Source organism: Arthrobacter sunyaminii, assembly GCF_018866305.1.
GTDB classification, from domain to species: domain Bacteria; phylum Actinomycetota; class Actinomycetes; order Actinomycetales; family Micrococcaceae; genus Arthrobacter_B; species Arthrobacter_B sunyaminii.
On the sequence record NZ_CP076456.1, the window covers coordinates 1,947,706 to 1,966,954 of the forward strand.

General features: G+C 65.3%; 15 protein-coding genes and 1 riboswitch. Of the genes, 11 read left to right on the forward strand and 4 right to left on the reverse strand.

The annotated features are described in order from the left end of the window. Positions 1 to 22 precede the first annotated feature (22 nt). The 5 genes from hrpB (at position 23) to KG104_RS08730 (ending at position 6,442) form a co-directional block, all read left to right on the forward strand. Entirely contained in the window at positions 23 to 2,737 is a 2,715-nt protein-coding gene (gene hrpB, locus KG104_RS08710) for an ATP-dependent helicase HrpB (protein WP_237688700.1), read from the forward strand. A gap of 63 nt (positions 2,738 to 2,800) precedes the next feature. Then, positions 2,801 to 3,862, forward strand: coding sequence for an FUSC family protein (locus KG104_RS08715; protein WP_207346758.1), 1,062 nt, complete (start codon positions 2,801 to 2,803; stop codon positions 3,860 to 3,862). Positions 3,863 to 3,901: 39 nt separating this feature from the next. Then, positions 3,902 to 4,570, forward strand: coding sequence for a response regulator transcription factor (locus KG104_RS08720; RefSeq protein ID WP_207346759.1), 669 nt, complete (start codon positions 3,902 to 3,904; stop codon positions 4,568 to 4,570). Positions 4,571 to 4,584: 14 nt separating this feature from the next. After that, complete coding sequence (locus KG104_RS08725) at positions 4,585 to 5,835, forward strand: sensor histidine kinase (RefSeq protein WP_207346760.1); 1,251 nt, start codon at positions 4,585 to 4,587, stop codon at positions 5,833 to 5,835. A gap of 100 nt (positions 5,836 to 5,935) precedes the next feature. Next, a complete protein-coding gene (locus KG104_RS08730) occupies positions 5,936 to 6,442 on the forward strand; it encodes a hypothetical protein (RefSeq protein WP_207346761.1) in 507 nt (168 codons plus the stop codon). 146 nt (positions 6,443 to 6,588) lie between these two features. Here the strand turns inward: KG104_RS08730 and KG104_RS08735 are convergent, their stop codons facing one another. The 4 genes from KG104_RS08735 to KG104_RS08750 form a co-directional block, all read right to left on the reverse strand. Beyond that, the gene (locus KG104_RS08735) at positions 6,589 to 7,446 is read right to left on the reverse strand and encodes a C40 family peptidase (RefSeq protein ID WP_237686811.1); all 858 of its coding nucleotides are present in this window, start codon (positions 7,444 to 7,446) and stop codon (positions 6,589 to 6,591) included. 52 nt (positions 7,447 to 7,498) lie between these two features. Further along, positions 7,499 to 7,649: riboswitch (cyclic di-AMP (ydaO/yuaA leader) on the reverse strand. 236 nt (positions 7,650 to 7,885) lie between these two features. Continuing rightward, entirely contained in the window at positions 7,886 to 8,497 is a 612-nt protein-coding gene (locus KG104_RS08740; protein ID WP_207346762.1) for a hypothetical protein, read from the reverse strand. Between the two features lie 212 nt (positions 8,498 to 8,709). Continuing rightward, entirely contained in the window at positions 8,710 to 9,354 is a 645-nt protein-coding gene (locus KG104_RS08745; RefSeq protein ID WP_104054383.1) for a response regulator, read from the reverse strand. Then, positions 9,342 to 10,649, reverse strand: a complete 1,308-nt coding sequence (locus KG104_RS08750) for a sensor histidine kinase (RefSeq protein WP_207346763.1) — start codon at positions 10,647 to 10,649, stop codon at positions 9,342 to 9,344. The genes KG104_RS08745 and KG104_RS08750 overlap by 13 nt, the downstream gene beginning before the upstream one ends. A gap of 163 nt (positions 10,650 to 10,812) precedes the next feature. Between KG104_RS08750 and KG104_RS08755 the strand changes: the two genes are divergently transcribed. The 6 genes from KG104_RS08755 (at position 10,813) to KG104_RS08780 (ending at position 19,244) form a co-directional block, all read left to right on the forward strand. Next, positions 10,813 to 11,568, forward strand: a complete 756-nt coding sequence (locus KG104_RS08755) for an ABC transporter ATP-binding protein (protein ID WP_104054382.1) — start codon at positions 10,813 to 10,815, stop codon at positions 11,566 to 11,568. A gap of 2 nt (positions 11,569 to 11,570) precedes the next feature. Then, on the forward strand, positions 11,571 to 14,063 hold the full coding sequence (locus KG104_RS08760) for an FtsX-like permease family protein (RefSeq protein WP_207346764.1): 2,493 nt from the start codon (positions 11,571 to 11,573) through the stop codon (positions 14,061 to 14,063). A 116-nt stretch (positions 14,064 to 14,179) separates the two neighbouring features. After that, entirely contained in the window at positions 14,180 to 15,688 is a 1,509-nt protein-coding gene (locus KG104_RS08765; protein WP_372434094.1) for an MDR family MFS transporter, read from the forward strand. Positions 15,689 to 15,927: 239 nt separating this feature from the next. Next, a complete protein-coding gene (locus KG104_RS08770; RefSeq protein ID WP_104054379.1) occupies positions 15,928 to 16,260 on the forward strand; it encodes a histone-like nucleoid-structuring protein Lsr2 in 333 nt (110 codons plus the stop codon). A gap of 377 nt (positions 16,261 to 16,637) precedes the next feature. After that, entirely contained in the window at positions 16,638 to 17,876 is a 1,239-nt protein-coding gene (locus KG104_RS08775; protein WP_207346765.1) for a cobalamin-independent methionine synthase II family protein, read from the forward strand. 87 nt (positions 17,877 to 17,963) lie between these two features. Further along, the gene (locus KG104_RS08780) at positions 17,964 to 19,244 is read left to right on the forward strand and encodes an acyl-CoA dehydrogenase family protein (RefSeq protein WP_237686812.1); all 1,281 of its coding nucleotides are present in this window, start codon (positions 17,964 to 17,966) and stop codon (positions 19,242 to 19,244) included. The last annotated feature ends 5 nt before the right edge of the window (positions 19,245 to 19,249 follow it).

The window sequence follows — 19,249 nt, forward strand, 5'->3', positions numbered from 1 at the left end:
CCGGACACGGGAGAATGGAGCGGTGAGCACACAGCATTCAACCGGCAATCCGGACCGTTCAAACGTTCTGGCCAAGGCTCCCTTCAACCTGGAGCACATCGGCGCGGGGCTGGTCTTTGCCGAGGCGCTCCCGGATCTGGCGGGGGCCCTGGACCCCGCAAACGGGAAGAACGCCGCCGTGGTGCAGGCCCCGCCGGGAACCGGCAAGACCACATTGGTTCCTCCGTTGCTCGCCAATCTCCTGGTCTCGCAGGAGAGCGCCGGCGAAGGGCGCACCGCTCCGGCGGTCACCGCCGAAATGCCTCAGCGGATTGTCGTAACACAGCCGCGCCGGGTGGCGGCGCGTTCGGCCGCGCGCCGGCTCGCTGCTTTGGACAACAGCCGTGTTGGTGCCCGGATCGGTTACACAGTGCGGGGAGAAAGCCACACCAGCCCGGAAACCATCATCGAGTTCGTGACCCCCGGCATCCTGCTGCGCCGGCTGCTCGCTGACCCGGGGCTGGAAGGAACATCCGCCGTCGTCCTTGATGAAGTGCACGAGCGCGGGTTGGAAACAGACCTGTTGCTGGGCATGCTCACCGAGGTCCGGCAACTGCGCGATGACCTGACTCTGGTCGCCATGTCGGCGACCTTGGATGCACCCCGCTTTGCTGCGCTGATTGGCAGCGGGGATGGAAGTGAGAGAGACGGGGCCAGCCCGGTTCCCGTCGTCGGCTGCGCCTCGGCACTGTATCCGCTGGACGTTCGGTGGGCGCCGGCACCGTCGCTGCGTCTGGACGAGCACGGGGTGACCCGTAGTTTCCTCCATCACGTGGCGGATACGGCGGCCGCTGCACACAGCGAACTGCTGGCCGGAAATCCGGAGGCCGATGCCCTCGTCTTCGTACCTGGCGCCTGGGAAGTCTCCCATGTGGCCGCACGTATCCGCAGTAGCGCCGGAGCCGGAACCGAGGTGCTGGAGCTGCACGGGCAGATCGACCCGCGGGAACAGGATCGGGCCGTCTCGGGGAGGTCAGCCGGTGGCAAGCCGCGAATCATCGTCTCCACCAGCCTGGCTGAATCCTCCCTAACAGTCCCGGGGGTCCGTCTGGTCATCGATTCCGGATTGGCACGGGAACCGCGCCGGGACGCGGCACGCGGCATGTCGGGATTGGTGACTGTTTCCTGCTCCCGGGCATCCGCTGAACAGCGCGCCGGACGTGCCGCCCGCCAAGGACCGGGACGCGTTGTCCGGTGCTATGACGAACGAACCTTCGGAGCCGCGCCGGCACACCAGACACCTGAGATCTCCGTTGCAGACCTGACGGCTGCAGCTCTGGTCCTGGCCTGCTGGGGCGCGCCGGGCGGTGAAGGATTGGCACTGCCGGATGCACCGCCGCATAGGGCCATGGAAGATGCCCAAATCGTGCTGCGGGATCTTGGTGCCGTGGACGCCTCCGGCGCCGTCACCCCGATGGGTAAAACGCTGGCAGGAATCCCCGCAGATCCCCGCTTGGCGCGGGCCCTGCTGGACGGATCCGGTGTTGTTGGCGTTCGCACGGCGGCAGAGACGGTGGCCTTGGTTTCCGGAGACCACCGCGCTCCGGGCGCCGACCTCACGCGCCTTCTCACCGCCCTGCGCTCGGGACGGGATCCCGGGGAGAGGCGCTGGTCGGAGGACGTGCGGCGCATGGAGTCCATCGCCCGGCGTGACGCCCGGCGTGAAGAAGCAGCGCGCCGTAAAGAATCGCTTGATGTGGCAGCCACCGACGCCGTTGGCTTCGTGATCGGGCTCGCGTTTCCGGACCGCATCGCCCGCCGGGTGCCCGGAGAAGGACCTGAGCGCTATCTGCTCTCCTCCGGGACACGTGCCGGCTTGCCGGCCGGAAGCCCGCTGACAGGCCACGAATGGCTGGCAGTTGCCGAAGTGACCCGCGCCCAAGGCCGGGACGCGGCGGGAACGGGAGCCGTGATCCGTTCCGCCGCCCCGTTGAGCGAGGAAGCTGCTGCCTCCGCGGCACGGCACCTGCTCACGGACACGCTGGAGGCACGCTTTGTGTCCGGCCGCGTCACGGCGCGGCGGGAACGCAGGCTGGGAGCGATCGTGTTGTCCTCAACGCCCGTCCGGCCGTCGGCCGAGGAAGGGAAACCGGCAGTGGCACGTGCCCTGGCATCGGAGGGCCTCGGCGTCATCGGGTTTTCTCCCGCCGCGGATTCCCTCCGCCGCCGCATGGCCCTGATCCGCCGGGAGCTGGGGGAGCCGTGGCCGGATGTTTCGGAGCCGGCGCTGCTGGCCAGGCTGGAGGACTGGCTGGCACCGGAACTGAACGCCCTGGCCGCCGGTGCCTCCGTGAACGGCATCGATCTCACCGAGCCGCTGCGCCGGCTGCTGCCCTGGCCCGAGGCCTCACAGTTGGCCGAGCTTGCACCGGAGCGGCTCGCCGTTCCCAGCGGCTCCCATGTGCGGATCACTTATCCGGACCCCGACGACGACGGCCGCCCGGTGGTGGCAGTCAAGCTGCAGGAGTGCTTCGGCTGGGCAGAAACCCCGCGGCTGGTGCATGGCAGGGTGCCGGTGCTGTTCCACCTGCTCTCACCGGCACGGCAGCCCCTTGCCGTAACGGATGACCTGGCCTCATTCTGGGCCGGGCCTTATCAGCAGGTCCGGGCACAGATGCGCGGCAGATATCCCAAACATCCCTGGCCCGAGGATCCCTGGTCGGCGAAGGCCACGGCAAAAACGAAGGCAAGGATGTAGCTGCGACGGGTATCACGTGGGTGACTCCGCGGCCGCGGTCAAGTCCGCTCATAGGCTGGTTGGGTGGCAATTCGAGATTTCCTGGCGGTCCCGGCAGGCCGTGGCCACCGATTTCCGGCAGTTCGGGTAGCCGCTGGCCTTCTGGTTCCGTTGCTGGTGCTGATTCTGCTCGGCCGCACCGACCTGACCATGTGTGCCATCTTCGGTTCGCTGACCGGAGTCTTTGGCCGCAGTGAACCCCACTGGCGCCGGCTCCGGCATCAATCACAGTCCGGGGTACTCATGATCCTGACCGTGGTTGCAGGCGTCTGGATGTCCCTTGCCGGACGAGGCGACTGGGAAGTCGTTGCAGCCGCGACAGTCATCGCCGGCATCATTTCCGTTGCCGCCGACTATCTGCGGGTCCGGCCCGCCGGGCCGTTCACCTATATTTTTGCTTTCACCGCAACTGCCGCTGCCCCGTTTACGGGAGTCGTAAGTGAAGCTGCCCTGGCCGCGGGAGGCGGCGCGGCGACGGCAGTGGTCCTGGGCATCGCCGGCCGGGCCCACGCGCGCCGCCACAGCCCGCTCCTGCACCGACCGTCCGTGCCGCCGCCGGATTGGCGGGCGATCCTGCAGCATTCGGGCAGATACGTCACCGCTGTGGCGGCGGCCGGTTCCCTTGCCGTACTGGTTGGACCCGGACACAGCTACTGGGCGATGCTGGCGGCATGCGCCCCGATTGCTGCCGTGAACGCGGCACGTGCTCCGCTGCGGGCGGCACATTTCCTCCTGGGAACCTACGCCGGAGTGCTGCTCTCGGCACTGCTGCTCCAGCCGGACTGGACCCCGGTGCAGCTGGCCGTCCTGCTGACCCTGCTGCAGTTTGCCGGTGAGATCTACGTGATCCGGCACTATGCGCTGGCCATGGTGTTCCTGACCCCTGTGGCCCTGCTGATGGGCAGCTTTGTGTCCACTCAGCCGGTCTGGGAACTGACCATTGACCGGGCGGTGGAAACCACCATCGGCGCGGTGGTCGCCGTCGTCGTCGTCCTGCTCACCACGCGCCAAAGGGGAACGCAGGCGCCCTCCACAGCGAACGATTCTGCAGCAATCGAGGGCCACGGGTACCCAAACCCGAGCTGACCCCGGGCCCGCCGGGCGCCCGGCCAATAGACTTTCGGCATGACGGACCGACCCCGGATTCTCGTCGTGGAAGATGACCGGCAGCTGTCCCGGATGCTGGCGGACCTCCTGGAATCGGAGGGCTACGCCGTGACCCTGGCTTTTGACGGGCAGCGCGCACTCCACGAGGGCCTGACCCACCCCTTCGACGTTCTGCTCCTGGACCGCGGGCTGCCCGCCATCGAGGGACTGGATGTGCTGTCGCGGCTCCGCAGCCGCGGGATCCTGACACCGGCCCTGGTCCTGTCCGCCCTGGGCAACCCCGCGGACCGCGTCGAGGGGCTGGACCGCGGAGCCGAAGACTACCTGGCGAAACCCTTTGACATTGACGAGCTGCTGGCCCGCCTTCGGGCACTGCGGCGCCGGAACATCGCACGGGTTCCCGTCCTGTCCGTGCCCGGCGGAGTTTTCGACACCGCGGGCCGCACGGTAACCACCGACGAGGGGGAAGTGGTGGTGCTCTCGGACCGGGAGAGTGCGCTGCTGGAACACCTGGCCCGCCGGCCTGGTCAGGTGTTTCCGCGGGCTGACCTGCTGAGCGCAGTCTTTCCGGAAGCGGACGACGACGGGGTGGTGGACACATATGTGCATTACCTTCGGCGCAAGCTGGGCAGGCAGGCAGTGCTGACGGTGCGGGGAATCGGTTATCGGCTCGGTGCCGGGTCATGAGGGTTCGGCGGCCGTTGAGCGCGAAACCGCGCAGTTTGGAGGACACTGAACTGCGGCGGGCCGCACTGCGGCTGGCGGTACAGTTCACGGCACTGACCGTGGTGCTGCTGGGTTTGGCCGGCGTTCTCGTGTACGGACTCGTGTCCGCCCAGACCCGGAGCGCTGCGGAGCAAACCCTCATTTCGGCTGTGGAGTCCGACTCTCCGCGGGAAGCTCCGCTGGATGTGTTTTTGGCCGTGTACGACGACGGCCGGTTGGCCGTGTCCCGCAACATGCCCTCGGGTCTGCCGGACGAAGAGGCGCTGGCTGAAGTGGCAAGAACCGGGGAGTCCCGCCGGGACACGGTAACCGCCGGGGACCGCAGCTATGAAGTCCTCACTGCCCGCCGCGGCGGCGATGTGGTGCAGGCTGCCGTCGACACACGGGAGGCCACTGAACAGCTGCGCCGCCTGGCTCTGGCGCTGGTGGTGTCGGTCCTGGCGGCGGGGGTTGCCGCCGGTGCACTTTCGGCCTGGGCGGCACGGGCCGCCATGCGGCCGATGGCCGAAGCCCTGGCCCTGCAGCGGCGCTTTGTCGCCGATGCCAGCCATGAATTGAGGACACCGCTCACACTCCTGAGCATGCGCGCACAGATGCTGCGCCGTCGGCTGGCCGCGGAAACGGATGCGCCGAAGTCCATCGAGGAAGCCGTCCACGCTGCCGACGAGGTGGTGGATGACACCAAGGTGCTTAACGGAATCCTCGAAGATTTGCTGATGTCTGCTGATCCCCGCCAATCGGGACCGTTGGAGGAGGTAAACCTGGTGTCGCTGGCCCGCTCCACCGTCAACTCCCTGGAACCCGCGGCTCATCGGCGGGGATTGACACTGGAACTTGAAGCCCCCGAGCCGCAGGTGCTGGTGCGCGGCGGACAGTTCGCGCTGCAGCGGGTGTTCACTGCGCTCGGCGCCAACGCCTTGGACTATGCCCGTTCACGGGTGCGGTTCTCGGTTCGAAAAAGCGGCGGAGAAGCGGTCATTCGTGTGTCCGACGACGGACCTGGCTTTCCGCCCGGTTTCAGCCGGCACGCCTTCGAACGGTTTGCCTCGGCCCGCGACAGGGCAGAAGAAGCGCCGGGACCACGGCATTACGGTCTGGGACTGGCCCTCGTGGCGGAAATTGCGGCACGGTACGGCGGCAGCGTCCGGGCCCTGCCGGCGGTGAATGGGTCCGGAGGTGTGCTGGAGGTGCGGCTTCCGGCAGCCCGGGAGCATTCCCCGTTCTGAGCAGCGGAACCCAGAGAGCCGTGGAAGTCTAAGAATCCTCGAAGAATCAGCTCCGAAAATAGTTGTGTAGGTAAACCACTATTGGAGGTGAGTAAACACAATGGCTTTCCGGGACAAGGTCAGGGGCCCGCTCGGCTGGATTCTTGGTGTCGTGGGAGGTCTGGCACTGCTGGTTGGTGCCTTCTTTGCCGGACTGGCCACTGGTGACAACAGCGTTGACCAGGAACAGGCGTCAGTGACCGAACAGCAGGAAAACCAGCAGGACCCGGACACGGACCAGGACTCTGATTCCAAGCCGGAAAAGGGTATGCCTGACGGTGACCACAAGATGCGTGGCGACGACAGTGAAGCCCAGGGCGACGGACAGGAGCCGGGGAACGGAGACAAGAAGGGTGTCGAGGAAGGCACCGACGACGGAACCACTGACGACGGCACCACAGAGGATGCACCGGAACGCGGGCACGCCGGGCGCCATCACGATGGCAAGTTCGACGATGGCGCCCCGGATGAAGACCGCCCGGCCAGGGACCGACACAGCGATGGTGACCACCATGAAGACGGCGGGAACGATGAAAACGAAAACACTGAGAACGAGCCCGCGGCCTGACTTTTCAGTCCACCGGCGCACCCCAACCGGGTGCGTGCCCTAACCAAAAAGAGAACGCCCGGCCACTTGGCCGGGCGTTCTCTTACCTTTATCGGGGCGCAGGTCCGTTCGCTTCCTGCGCCCCATTAGGAGCTACTGCTGCGTGATTACGCTACGCGGTAGTAGACAGCGCCGGAACCGACGTTGGCGCTCTGCTGGACAGTCTGGTTGCCGTTCCATCCGCTGTGGATGGCCTGGCCGTCACCAACGTAGATGGCGATGTGGGCAAGGCCCATGCCGCCGTCGGCGTAGTAGATGATGTCGCCGGGCTGGGGGTCAGAAACCGGGGTTCCGTAAGCAGCCAGCTGTGCCGGTGCCAGGTCGCCCACCGAGTGGCCGGCTGCCCGGAGGGCAACCTCCACCAGGACGGTGCAGTCCTGGGCGGCGCCCATCTGGGCGTAGGCGGAGTTCAGCATGATGGAGTTCGTGCCGGTGACAGCTGCACCCGTGGAAGCAGCCGGGGTCACGGAGGACGCCGGGGTGCTGAAGGTGCTGAAGTCGGCTGCGGCCGGGCTGGCTTCAGCCGGTGCGGTGTAGGCGGCCTCAGCCGGTGCGGCGTAGGCAGCTTCGGCGGGTGCGGCGTAGGCAGCTTCAGCTACCTCAGCAACAGCGCCTCCGGCATACGTGATGACGTCACCGGGGTAGATGATGGATTCCAGCGAAAGGCCGTTCAGTGCCAGGACGTTGTCCAGGCTGACGCCGTAGGTGGCTGAAATTGCACTCAGGGTGTCGCCCGACTGGACAACGTGAGTTGACGCGGTGGAGACTGCGGCGGGTGCCGGAGTTTCCACGGGTGCGGCGACAGCCGCAGGAGCGCTGTAAGACTCGGTTGAGTCGTTGGCGATGACGCCTGCCGAGGCGGGGCCGGCCATGCTCAGCACCAGGCCGGAGCCTGCCGCCATGACTGCAGCGGCGCTGCCCACGGTGCGGGCCTTGCTGCTTGCGGTGTTTGCGATTGCGGCCAACAGTCCGATATTTCCGGCACGGTGGCGTCCACGAGTATTGTTCAACATTAGAGTTACCTCTCCCGATACCTGCGAGGTGAGCTGTCGGATGCGGATGGGAGTCATCCGGTCCGCCGAAGAAACCTCGGCTGACTTAACCCCAAGGATTCAAGGAACCCGTAAGTGGTTCCCCCGCCTCTGCCGAAGTGTGAAATCTGTGGACCTTGACCAGCGGCAGAGCTAGGTAACAAGTCAAGGGCGCCGTTTCAGGTAACGGCTTGGCATCAACAGTACAAGCGGATTACGGGAAGATAACTATTTAGTAACGAAGGTCGCACAGGCGTGTGAGTGGCGCCGCTGTGTGGTATGGGTGGTCGGTGGCACAATAGGCCGCCGAGCCCCCGGAAACCGGGGGATAGGGCGAGCGGGCGGATCCCCGCGATCAGCCCGCAGGGGAGCGTTAGTCGGGTGAATCCGTCTGGCGCTCGAGCGTGGCGGAGGTCAACTCCCCGAATCCGTGCACCAGGTCACCGGGTGCAAGCCGGAGCCCGCGGGCCACACCGGAACCCTTCAGCACTGAACCGCGCTTCTCGGCCGGCAGCGAGGCATGGTCCCCGCCGTCGGCCAGCACCACTGACTCTGCACGGACGGCGCCAACGATCTGCGATCCGGAGCCAAGCACTGACCTTCCCGTCACGACGGCACCGTGGGTGAGCCGGGCGCGGTCGCCCACTGCAACAGCATCCGACCGGCCCGCCGTGAGCTGGACGCCGCCCGGCCCCAGGGTGATTTCGGAGCCAAGCAGAAGCATTCCGCCGTCCTCCGCAGACAGGAAAGTGCCCGGATAGAAGATGTTCCGGTCTCCAATGACGCAGAAACTCTGTTCGTCGACGGCAATAACGGTTCCGGGATAAAACACATTACCCTCGCCCAGCTGTGCTTTGCGGGAAATCAGTGTGGATGAAGGGTCCAGGATCTTCTGGGTGGCACAGAGCTGCAGGATTTCCGCGACGGTGAGGTAACCGAATTCTTGGCGAATACTGTCGGGATCGTTCCCTTGAAGCTCTGGCATATTCATCTCTTCCTCGTCATCTTGCCGGACCGGGTATGCATCAACCGGGACCGGGGCACTCTTTAGCCTACCTGTCCTGTTAGCTGTGCAGCAGCGGACTGGAGGGAAGGATCAGCGGAACAGTCCGATGACACGTTTGTCCAGAGTGCAGGCGGGGTGCACAGGAGAAAAAATGCTTGGGTCGGCAAATGCTTTCCGTAAATCCCAGGCAATTAGGACCGAAGGTACGCCAATGTGGCCAGAACCCGGCGGTGGCCGCTGTCGGACGGAGAAAGACCGAGTTTCGCGAAGATATTGCCGATGTGCTTGCTGACGGCGGTTTCGGAAACGGAAATGGCCTGGGCAATGGCAGTGTTGCCGAGTCCTTCGGCCACCAGCCCCAGCACTTGGAACTCCCGCGGAGTCAGCGACCTCACCGGGTCCTGCGTGCCGCGGCGGCTGAAGAGCTGGGCAATGACTTCCGGGTCCATCACCGTTCCGCCGGCCAGGACACGCCTCAGGCCGTCCACGAAATCGCCCACCTTGCCCACACGTTCCTTCAGCAGGTAGCCCACGCCCTGCGCACCGGAGGCCAGGAGCCGGCTAGCATATCTGTCCTCCACATAGGAGGACAGGACCAGGACCGGAAAGTCCGGTACCCGCGAACGCATCTCCAGCGCGGCGCGCAGCCCCTCATTAGTGAACGACGGCGGCATCCGGACATCGAGGACCGCCCCGTCCGCGCTCCCCGGCTCAAAGGCAGCGAGCAGGTCCTCAGCGTTGTCGGCCGAGCCGACCACCTCGAAACCCTCGCCCTTCAGCAACAGCTCCAGTCCGGCGCGCAGAAGGGCATCATCTTCGGCGATCAGAAGGCGCATGGCAGTTCCACCCTTAGCTCGGTTGGTCCGCCCTGCGGACTGTTGAGGATCAGCTTGCCGCCAAAAGCGGAGGCCCGGCGGGCAATTCCCGCCAGCCCGGTGCCCCTGCCGGCCCCGGGGCCGGGACCGGTGCTGGCGCCGGGCACTGCACCATACGCCGGAACTGCAGCCCCGCCGTCGCCGTCGTCGCTCACCCGGATCACCAGTACATCTTCGCGCGGTATGGCCTCCGTGCGCAGGACCACGTCGATTCGCGACGCATTCGAATGCTTCGCCGCATTGGTTAGCGCCTCGGCCAGCACAAAGTAAGCAGCTGATTCCACAGCCGCAGGAGCGCGCAGCAGGCCGTGCACGTCCAGGGAACACGGAATGGGAGAGCGGCTGGTCAGTGCTGAAGCAGCTCCGCCCAGGCCCAGCTCATCAAGGATGGGCGGGTAGATATCGTGCACGGCCTCGCGCAGGCCGGCCAGTGCCTCGGTGGCGGCGTCCTGGGCGCGGCTGATGAACGGCGCTGCGGCGGCGGGATCGCTCTCCGCTGCGCGCTGGGCCAGCCCGAGCATCATCACCACGCCCACCAGCCGGTTCTGGGCGCCGTCGTGCAGTTCCCTTTCGATTCGGCGCAACTCAGCGGCATGGGCGGTCAGAGCGCTGGCGCGGGCAGCGGAGAGATCCTGGATCCTGCGGGAGAGCTCGTCATACCGGCGGGGCGAAAGAATGGCCAGCGTCCCGCCGCTGAGCCGCCGCGCCAGCCACGGAGGCAGCAGCCACGCTGCATATCCGTAGATCAGGCCCAGCAGGACGGTGGCTCCTGCCGCAGGCCAGCTGGTCACCGGAAAGGCCAGCTCAAGCGGCGTCGCCGGGGGAAACAGCACCCATAACGGCGCCGCGAATACGTAGAGCACCGCGGCCAGCGGCAGCGCCACGGCCAGGCAGCCGGACAGCAGGGCGAAAGCCCCGTGGAACAACAGCCAGGACACGTCGCGCTTCGTTTCGGGCGCACTCACCAGCACCGCCAGCTCCCCGAAGGTGTATCTGTCCTCCAGCCGGCGGCGGTCAAAGGGCACGACGGCACAGCTGTAGGCGGCCGCACGGGCCTGCGCCCGGGACGCCAGCAGGTTCAGGGCTGCCAAAAGGCGGGGAACGGGATACAAGCCCACGCCCAGGGGCAGGAACGGAAGCAGGACGACGGCGGCTACAAGGACTCCCAGTGAAGCGGGCCAGGACATCGCCTCACGCAGGAGGAAACGAACGGCGCTCAGACGGGTCTCCAGGCTGGCACGGGCAGGAAGCTTCACCTGCTCGATTATGCCCTGCTCCGGTTCCAGCGGGGGTATAGCCAGCTATACCTCCGATTGGGGTGCTGGCTGTATCGGACCGGGAACACCTTCTCCGTAGCGTCGTAGACAGCGAAAACGCAGCGGCAACCGGCCGCTGGACCCCGAACGAAGGATCATTCCCATGTACACCGATGCCAGTGAAGTCCCCGGACCGGTTGCTCTGCGGCTGGAGAGAGTGTCCAAGAGCTACCGCACCGGAAACGCCCGCGTTCCGGCCCTGCGTGAGGTCTCCCTGTCGGTGCCGGCCGGAACCTTTACCGCCGTCATGGGACCCTCCGGTTCCGGCAAGAGCACGCTGCTGCAGTGCGCCGCCGGACTGGACACCCCGGACAGCGGACGGGTGCTGCTGGGATCCACTGACATGTCCCGCCTGCGCAGGAGGGCCTTGCCGGCTTTCCGCCGCGACCACGTCGGGTTTGTGTTCCAGTCCTACAACCTGCTGCCCCAGCTTTCCGTCGTCCGCAACGTGACCCTGCCGCTGCTGCTGGGCGGGCGCAGCGTGGAACGGGATTGGCTCAAGTACGTTCTGGAAGCTGTGGGACTGGCCGGGCTCGATGAGCGGAAGCCGCAGGAACTGTCCGGCGGACAGCAGCAGAGGGCAGCAATCGCGCGGGCCCTGATCACACGCCCGGAGGCCGTCTTCGCGGACGAGCCCACCGGTGCCCTGGATTCCGCCGCCGCCCGCCAGGTCCTGGACCTGCTGCGGCACACTGTGACCGATCTTGGCCAAACCGTGGTCATGGTGACCCATGATCCGGCGGCGGCCTGTTCGGCGGACAACGTCCTTTTCCTCGCCGACGGGCAGCTGGACGGCAGTATGGCCAATGCCAGCGTCCGGGACATCACCGAGCGTGTGGCCTACCTGGGGGAGCGGTGAACATGTTTGCACTTGCTCTGTCATCCATCCGGCACAACCGCGGCGGTTTTGCCGGTGTCTTTGTTGCCGTGTTCCTGTGCGCGGGGCTGATGACCGGCATGGGGGTCCTCATCGAATCGGGACTGCGCGGCGGTACCGCTCCGCAGCGCCTGGCCGGTGCCGACGTTGTCATCGGAGCTCCGCAGTCCATGCCCGTGCCTGAGGATATTGCCGTGCCCTTTCCCGAGCGCGTACTGCTTCCCAAAGACAAGGTGGCCGAAATTGCTTCGGTGCCCGGGGTGGAGCGGGCGGTAGGGAACGTTAGCATCCCGCTGGCTACCGGCGGCGGGCAGCGTATTGAGGCAGCCGCGTGGGATTCGGCGGCGCTGGCACCCTACACGCTGGTGTCCGGCCGGGCTCCGCAGGCAGCGGACGAGGTCGTGCTGGACGGCTCCTTTGGGACAGGACCGGGGTCCAGCATTGAACTGTCCCACGGGGGAGAGTCCGCTCAGTACACCGTGACCGGTACCGTCGCAGCTGGTGGGAGTTCCGGGAGCAAGGGCGCCGTGTCCGGCGAACCCGCAGCTTTCCTCAGTTCCTCCGGCGCGGAAGCCCTGTGGCCGCACGGGAATGCCGTCACCACAGTTGGAGTGATCGCGGAACCCGGCGCTGACCCCCGGGAACTGGCAGCCGCCATCGAAACGGAAGTGGACGGCGTCGTCGCCTACACCGGAGAGCGCCGCGGAGATGCGGAGGCCTTAGGCGGTGCCGCCGGCCGGTCCATGTTGCTGCTGCTCAGCGCGTCCCTGGCCGGGACGGCGGTCATGACAGCTGTCTTTGTCACGGCGGGAACCCTGTCCCTGTCCATCATGTCGCGCCGCCGGGAGTTCGCGCTCCTGCGTGCAGTCGGCGCCGGAACCCGACAGACCCTGGGGCTGATTCTGCGTGAAGTGTTGCTCGTCGCGGGAGTCGCCGCGCTCCTGGGCACACTGCCCGGATTCTGGCTTGCACAGCTGCTGGCACGGCAATTTACAACCGGCGGAATTATTCCCGCAGGCTTTGCCCTGGCCTACAGTCCGCTCCCGGCGCTCGCGGCCATGGCGTTGAGCGTCGCTGCCGCTGCCGGAGCCTCGCTCGCGGCTGCCCGCGGAGCCGTACGGACGACACCGACCACGGCCCTGCGTGAAGCTGTCACCGAAAACCAGGCACTGGGGCGGCGGCGGACCATTACCGGACTGGTCCTGCTGGGCGCCGGTCTGGTTGCAGCACTCACGCCGCTGGCCGTTCCCGGACTGGCAGGCCTGACGGCGGCCGCGGGAAGCGCCTTGCTGCTGATCATCGCGGCGGGAGTCCTGGGCCCCCGGATTGTGGCTGGTGTCCTCCAAGCGGTACGGCCGCTGCTGCGGCGCAGCCCGTCCGCTTCCATGGTGCTGGCCGAGGCCAATACTGCTGCCTTTCCCCGGAGGCTGGCAGCCGGCATGGTTCCGCTGGCTCTGGCGGTGGCCCTGGGGTCTGTCCAGTTATTCATGGCGCCCACGGTGGAGGCCGAAGCGGCGCAGCAGTCTCGTGATTCAATCACGGCCGATTATCTGGTCTCCGCACCCGCCGGTATCTCCGCGGATCTTGCCGCACGGATTGCGGCAGTGCCGGGCGTGCAGGCCGCAACACCCGTAGCCAGGTCCGCGGTTCTCGCGCAAACCACCTTCCTGGGGATGGAAGACACCGTGGAGGCGTACATGATCTCCGGGCTGGGCGAACAGGACCTGTTTTCAACGCTGGATCTGGGCACCCGTGAGGGTTCACTGGAACGGCTGGCAGAGCCCGGCACCGTAGCGCTCAGCGAAGACCTGGCCCGGTCCTCAGGCACCAGGGTGGGCGAAGAATTTTCCTTCCACTATGGGGACGGTACCGAGGCTGCCGCCGTCGTTGTTGCAACCTATGAGCGGGGACTGGGATTCGGTGATCTGGCCATCGACAACGGAACCCTGCGGGAACACACCACCTCGGCACTCAACGACTATGTGCTGATCACTGCGGACTCCGGTGCGGATACCGGCGGGCTGAGTGCCGCCATGGAAGACCTGGGGCTGACGATGCTGGACCGTGACGCGCTGGGTGCTGCCGGGGCTGCCGAACGAAGTTCTGAGTCCTGGATTTCCGTTGTTGGCCTGCTGGTCCTGCTGGGATATGTCGGTCTGTCCGTGGTCAACAGCTTGGTCATGGCCACCGCCCGCCGGCGCCCGGAGCTCATGCTGCTGCGTGCGCTGGGGGCCACGGACCGGCAACTGCGGCGTATGACCGGCGTGGAGGCTGCGCTGATGGTGACAACCGCGGTTTTGCTGGGAAGCCTGCTCGCCCTGCCGCCGCTGATCGGCATCGCTTTCAACGTTTCCGGGCAGCCTGTTCCCACCATTGTTCCGGGGATATTCCTCGCACTGGCAGGGACGACGGCGGCACTTGGGCTGGGCTCCATCGCCGTGGCCACACGTGCCGCACTGCGGCAGGTGCGGGAATAATCCAGCCGAGGGGCCGGTTGCGTCCGATTGCGGGTCCCCGTAGGGGCCCGCATAGGATTGCACCCCTGGCCAGACCCGCTTTAAACGCCCAACACCGTGAACAGGACTCCACCCTTTTGAGTAATAACCCGTCTTCCGTCGCCACTTCCGCGCCGCCGTCGTCCACCGCATCGAAAAGCCGTAAACCGGCCGCACCCGACGCCCTGGACCCGCGCACCAAGACCGTGATCGGGTTGTTGCTCGTCTCGTCCTTCGTGGTAATCCTGAATGAAACCATCATGAGCGTTGCGCTGCCGCGCCTGATGGCTGATCTGAATATCACCGCCGGTACGGCCCAGTGGCTAACCACCGGGTTCATGCTGACCATGGCCGTGGTCATCCCCGCCACCGGGTTCCTGCTCCAGCGGTTCTCCATGCGCGGCCTCTTCATGACCGCCATGTCGCTCTTCAGCGCGGGAACACTGCTCGCGGCACTGGCCCCGGGGTTCGGAACGCTGCTTTGCGGCCGTATCATTCAGGCCGGCGGGACCGCCATCATGCTGCCGCTGCTGATGACCACGGTGCTAAACGCCGTCCCGGCCCACCGGCGCGGACGCATGATGGGCACCATTTCCATCGTCATCGCCGTCGCCCCCGCCATTGGCCCCACCGTTTCAGGCATCATCCTCAATGCCCTGGACTGGCGCTGGATGTTCTGGCTGGTTCTGCCGATCGCGGTGCTCTCCCTCGTGGTGGGTGCACTGAAGGTGCAAAACCTGACCGAACCCAAGAAGGTTCCCTTTGATGCGCTCTCGATCGTGCTGTCCACTCTGGCCTTCGGCGGACTGATCTTTGGCCTGAGCAGCATCGGCGAAGCCGCCCAGGGCGAGGCCCTGATGCCGCTGTGGATTCCCCTGACCATTGGGGCCCTGGCCATGGCCGGATTTGTTTTCCGCCAGCTGGTACTCCAGCGCACGGACCGGGCGCTGATGGACCTTCGCACGTTCGCCAGCAAGCCCTTTGTCGTTGCCATAGTCCTGGTTCTGGTCAGCATGATGGCGCTGTTCGGCTGCCTGATTGTTCTTCCGCTCTATTTGCAGAATGTCCTGGGCCTCAGCACCTTGAACACCGGTCTGCTGCTCCTGCCCGGCGGTGCCGTCATGGCGATCCTTTCCCCGATTGTGGGAGGACTTTTCGACAAGTTTGGTCCCCGCCCGCTGGTGATCCCCGGTGCACTGGTGCTCAGCGGCGCGCTGTGGGGCATGACTACGCTGGACGAGTCCAGCCCCGTGCCCGTAGTAATCGTGCTCCACTGCCTGCTCAACGCCGGCCTGGGTTTCATCTTCACGCCACTGTTCACCTCGGCCCTGGGCTCCCTGGACAAATCGCTCTACTCCCACGGCAGTGCGATCATCAATACGCTTCAGCAGCTGGCCGGTGCCGCGGGCACAGCAGTCTTCATCACCCTCATGACCACCGGAACCACGGATGCGGTCAACGACGGAATGGCGGGCATTCCGGCCGCTGCGGCCGGTGTGCACACTGCATTCTTCTGGGGTGCGGTCATCTCGCTGGTGGCCCTGGCTGCGTCCTTCTTTGTACGCCGGCCCACCAATGAACTGCCCGACGGCGTGACCATCCACTAAACGCCCGCGCAGTGCAGGACCCGGGCATTCCGGGCCGCGGATGCCCGTTGTGCAAAGCAAGGGGACGGAATCCGTTTTGCGCATACTCTGACCGAATCGCCCGGGGCATTGAAACCGCCGCGAAGAATTACTTGTGCCGGCTGAAAGCAAAATGTGCCCGGCAGCCTATTCCCGGGAAGCCGATTGACTAAACTGATTGGCAGGGGTGGTCCAGAATTAGCGGAAAAGAGAGAAACCACGTGGCTCAGAAAACTCAAGTTCTGTTGATTGATGACCTTACCGGTGAAGACGCTCAGGAAACGGTGAAAGTCGGCCTGGACGGGGCCCAGTATGAAGTGGACCTGACATCGGAGCATGCGGCTGAGCTTCGGGAAAAGCTGAGCCCTTATATCTCCAGCGGACGCCGTCTGCGGGGCGGTTCCAGCGGGCGCAGCTCCCGGCGCGACAGTGCGCCGCGCAGCGACAACAGCCGAATGATTCGTGAATGGGCTGTTGCAAACGGCTATAAACCAAGCGCGCGCGGCCGCATCAGCCAGGAAATCCGGGACGCGTACAACGCTGCCCAGAGCTGAACGTTTGGGGCGGTTCCGCAGGGCTGCGCCGGAGGGACCTCGGATCATTGATTCAGATCCGAGGTCATTGCTGTGGCTTCCAGCCGTGGTCTGTCCGGACGCCAAACCAGCGCAACATTCCGCCATATGTCGGCTTCCGGGCGTCATATAACGCGCCACTGGGATTTGGCTGCCTGCACGTGCATGCTGGGACGTGAGCCCCTCCGCACGGCACCCGGCACCCGCCGGGGAGGGGGCGCCCCACGCGTTGCCAGTGGATAAAGCTTTACCCACACCATCCAGAGCAGCTGAGAGACCTGCCTCCGCGACGCTGCAGCTTCCCCCGGAACTTCCTTTCCGGAAAGGTGCTAACGGCAGGAACGATGGAAGGAAGCCCCATGACGCATGATCACATTCCCACCACCCACGCCGGCTCTTTGCCCCGGACGCCGGAACTGATTGCAGCCAACGCCGCACGCACTTTCGCAGACGACGGGTTCACCCTGGAACGAACCTCCGAATTCGACGGGTTGCTTACCGGAGCGGTAATCGATCTGGTGCAGCGGCAAAAGGATCTTGGCATAACCATTCCGGGCGACGGCGAATACGGCAAGGCGATGTCCAATGCGGTGGACTACGGGGCGTGGTGGACATACAGCTTCCAGCGCACCGCAGGTCTGGAACTCACCGAGTTCAATCCCATCACTGCCGGCCCGCTGCGCAGTGAACCCGGAAACGTCCGGCTGACGTCGTTCGCTGACAGGAGGGACTGGACCCGATTCGCTGCAGCTTATTCGGATCCGGAAAGCGGAATTCACCTGGGCAGGAACGCCACCTCGTTTCCCACAGCCACCGGACCCATCAGCTATACCGGCCACGCGGCCTTGGCCAGCGACATTGACAACCTCAAATCAGGATTGGAAGCCGCCGATCTTCCCACCGGATTTATCACGGCGCTGTCGCCGGGATCTGCCAGCCGCATCGGCAATGACTACTACGGCAGTGAAGAAGAATTCATCTACGCGTGGGCCGACGTCCTCCGGGAGGAATACAGGGCCATCGTCGAAGCCGGTCTTGTTGTGCAGATCGATGATCCGTCCATTGCCGAAAACTGGGACCAGATCAATCCCGAGCCAAGCGTGGAAGACTACCTTCGGTTCACCCAAATCCGCGTTGAGGCTTTGAACTATGCCCTCCGCGGGCTGCCGGAGGAGCAGATCCGATTCCATGTGTGCTGGGGATCCTGGCACGGACCGCACACCACCGACATCGAGTTCAGCGCCATCGTGGACCTGGTCCTGGGCATCAACGCCGGCGCTTATTCCTTTGAAGCAGCCAACGCCCGGCACGAGCACGAATGGACCATCTGGCGCGACAGGCAGCTGCCGGAAGGCAAGGTCCTGATTCCCGGCGTCGTTTCCCATGCCACCAACGTGGTGGAGCATCCGGAACTGGTAGCCCAGCGCATTGAACGCTTTGCCGGGCTCGTGGGCCGGGAGAACGTCATTGCCGGGACCGACTGCGGTCTGGGCGGCCGGATCCATCCGGATATTGCCGCTGCGAAACTCGAGTCACTGGGCGCAGGCGCGCAGCTTGCCGGACGCCGCCTGTTCGCCGGGGTGTCTTCCACCAGCTAGTGCGCCACCCTTGACGAGGTCCTGCACCGCGGACATACTCGGTTACTAAACGATCATTTAGTTGCCGAACAACAGGCCGGAGCCGACATGACCGCAGGAATTGCAAACCAACCGGAAATTACTGAGCCGAGCGAAGCCATGGAAACTCCGGAGGCGACCGGTTTCAGCTTCGATCCGACCGCGGTGCAGGACGTTGACAGTGACCTGTACCTCTTGGACAACCTCCTCGATGAGCAGGCGCGCGATGTCCAGCGCCGGGTGCGCGCCTTTGTGGACAATGATCTTCTGCCGGTCATCAATGACTACTGGGAGCGCGCTGAGGTTCCGTATGAATTGATCCCGAAACTGGCGGCCCTGAATATTGCCGGCGGAACCATCCAGGGTCACGGATGCCCCGGGCTGACCCGGCTTGCCGCTTCCACCGCAGCGGCTGAGCTGGCCCGCGGGGACGGATCCATCAACACGTTTTTTGGTGTGCATTCCGGCCTGGCCATGGGCAGCATCGACATGCTGGGCTCCGAGGAACAGAAGCAGCGTTGGCTGCCGCCCATGGCGAGGTTCGAAAAAATCGGTGCCTTTGCGCTGACCGAGCCGGAACACGGTTCAGATTCCGTGTCACTGGAGACCTCTGCCCGGCGAGAAGGGGACGAATACGTCCTTAACGGCAGCAAGCGGTGGATCGGCAACGCAAGCTTCGCCGACGTCGTCATCATCTATGCCCGCGATGAAGCCGACGGTGCGGTGAAGGCGTTTGTGATGGAAAAGGACGGGGAGGGCAACCATCCGGCCGGCTATAACGCCACAGTGATTACCGGCAAGATGGGCAAGCGCGCCGTGCTGCAGCCGAATATCACCATTGAGGACCTGCGGATTCCGGCGGAAAACCGGTTGGATCACTGCAATTCGTTCAAGGACGTCAACAAAGTACTGGCGGCCACCCGCGGGGGAGTGGCGTGGGAGGCACTCGGGCATGCGGTTGCGGCCTACGAGATTGCCGTGGCGTACGCCAAGACGCGTGTGCAGTTCGGAAAGGAAATTGGCCGGTTCCAGCTGGTGCAGAACAAGCTGGCGAACATGCTGGCACAGCTGACCGCCATCAAATTGACGTGTTTCCGGCTCAACGAGCTGGCCGATGAAGGAAGCATGACCAGCCCCATGGCCTCCATGGCCAAGATGTTTGCCGCACGCCAGGGCAGGTGGATCTGCTCGGAGGCGCGGGACATTATGGGCGGCAACGGACTGCTCCTGGAAAACCATGTTGCCCGGCACCTCACGGACATGGAGGTGGTCTTCACCTATGAAGGCACCGACAGCATGCAGTCCCTGATTCTGGGCAGGCATATCACGGGGTTCTCGGCGTTCGCATAACCGGC

Bases quoted from the DNA above. Each gene is read 5' to 3' on its own strand.
- KG104_RS08720 (WP_207346759.1), top strand. From the start codon at position 3,902: ATGACGGACCGACCCCGGATTCTCGTCGTGGAAGATGACCGGCAGCTG.
- KG104_RS08730 (WP_207346761.1), top strand. From the start codon at position 5,936: ATGGCTTTCCGGGACAAGGTCAGGGGCCCGCTCGGCTGGATTCTTGGT.
- KG104_RS08740 (WP_207346762.1), bottom strand. From the start codon at position 8,497: ATGCCAGAGCTTCAAGGGAACGATCCCGACAGTATTCGCCAAGAATTC.
- KG104_RS08745 (WP_104054383.1), bottom strand. From the start codon at position 9,354: ATGCGCCTTCTGATCGCCGAAGATGATGCCCTTCTGCGCGCCGGACTG.
- KG104_RS08755 (WP_104054382.1), top strand. From the start codon at position 10,813: ATGTACACCGATGCCAGTGAAGTCCCCGGACCGGTTGCTCTGCGGCTG.
- KG104_RS08760 (WP_207346764.1), top strand. From the start codon at position 11,571: ATGTTTGCACTTGCTCTGTCATCCATCCGGCACAACCGCGGCGGTTTT.
- KG104_RS08775 (WP_207346765.1), top strand. From the start codon at position 16,638: ATGACGCATGATCACATTCCCACCACCCACGCCGGCTCTTTGCCCCGG.
- KG104_RS08780 (WP_237686812.1), top strand. From the start codon at position 17,964: ATGACCGCAGGAATTGCAAACCAACCGGAAATTACTGAGCCGAGCGAA.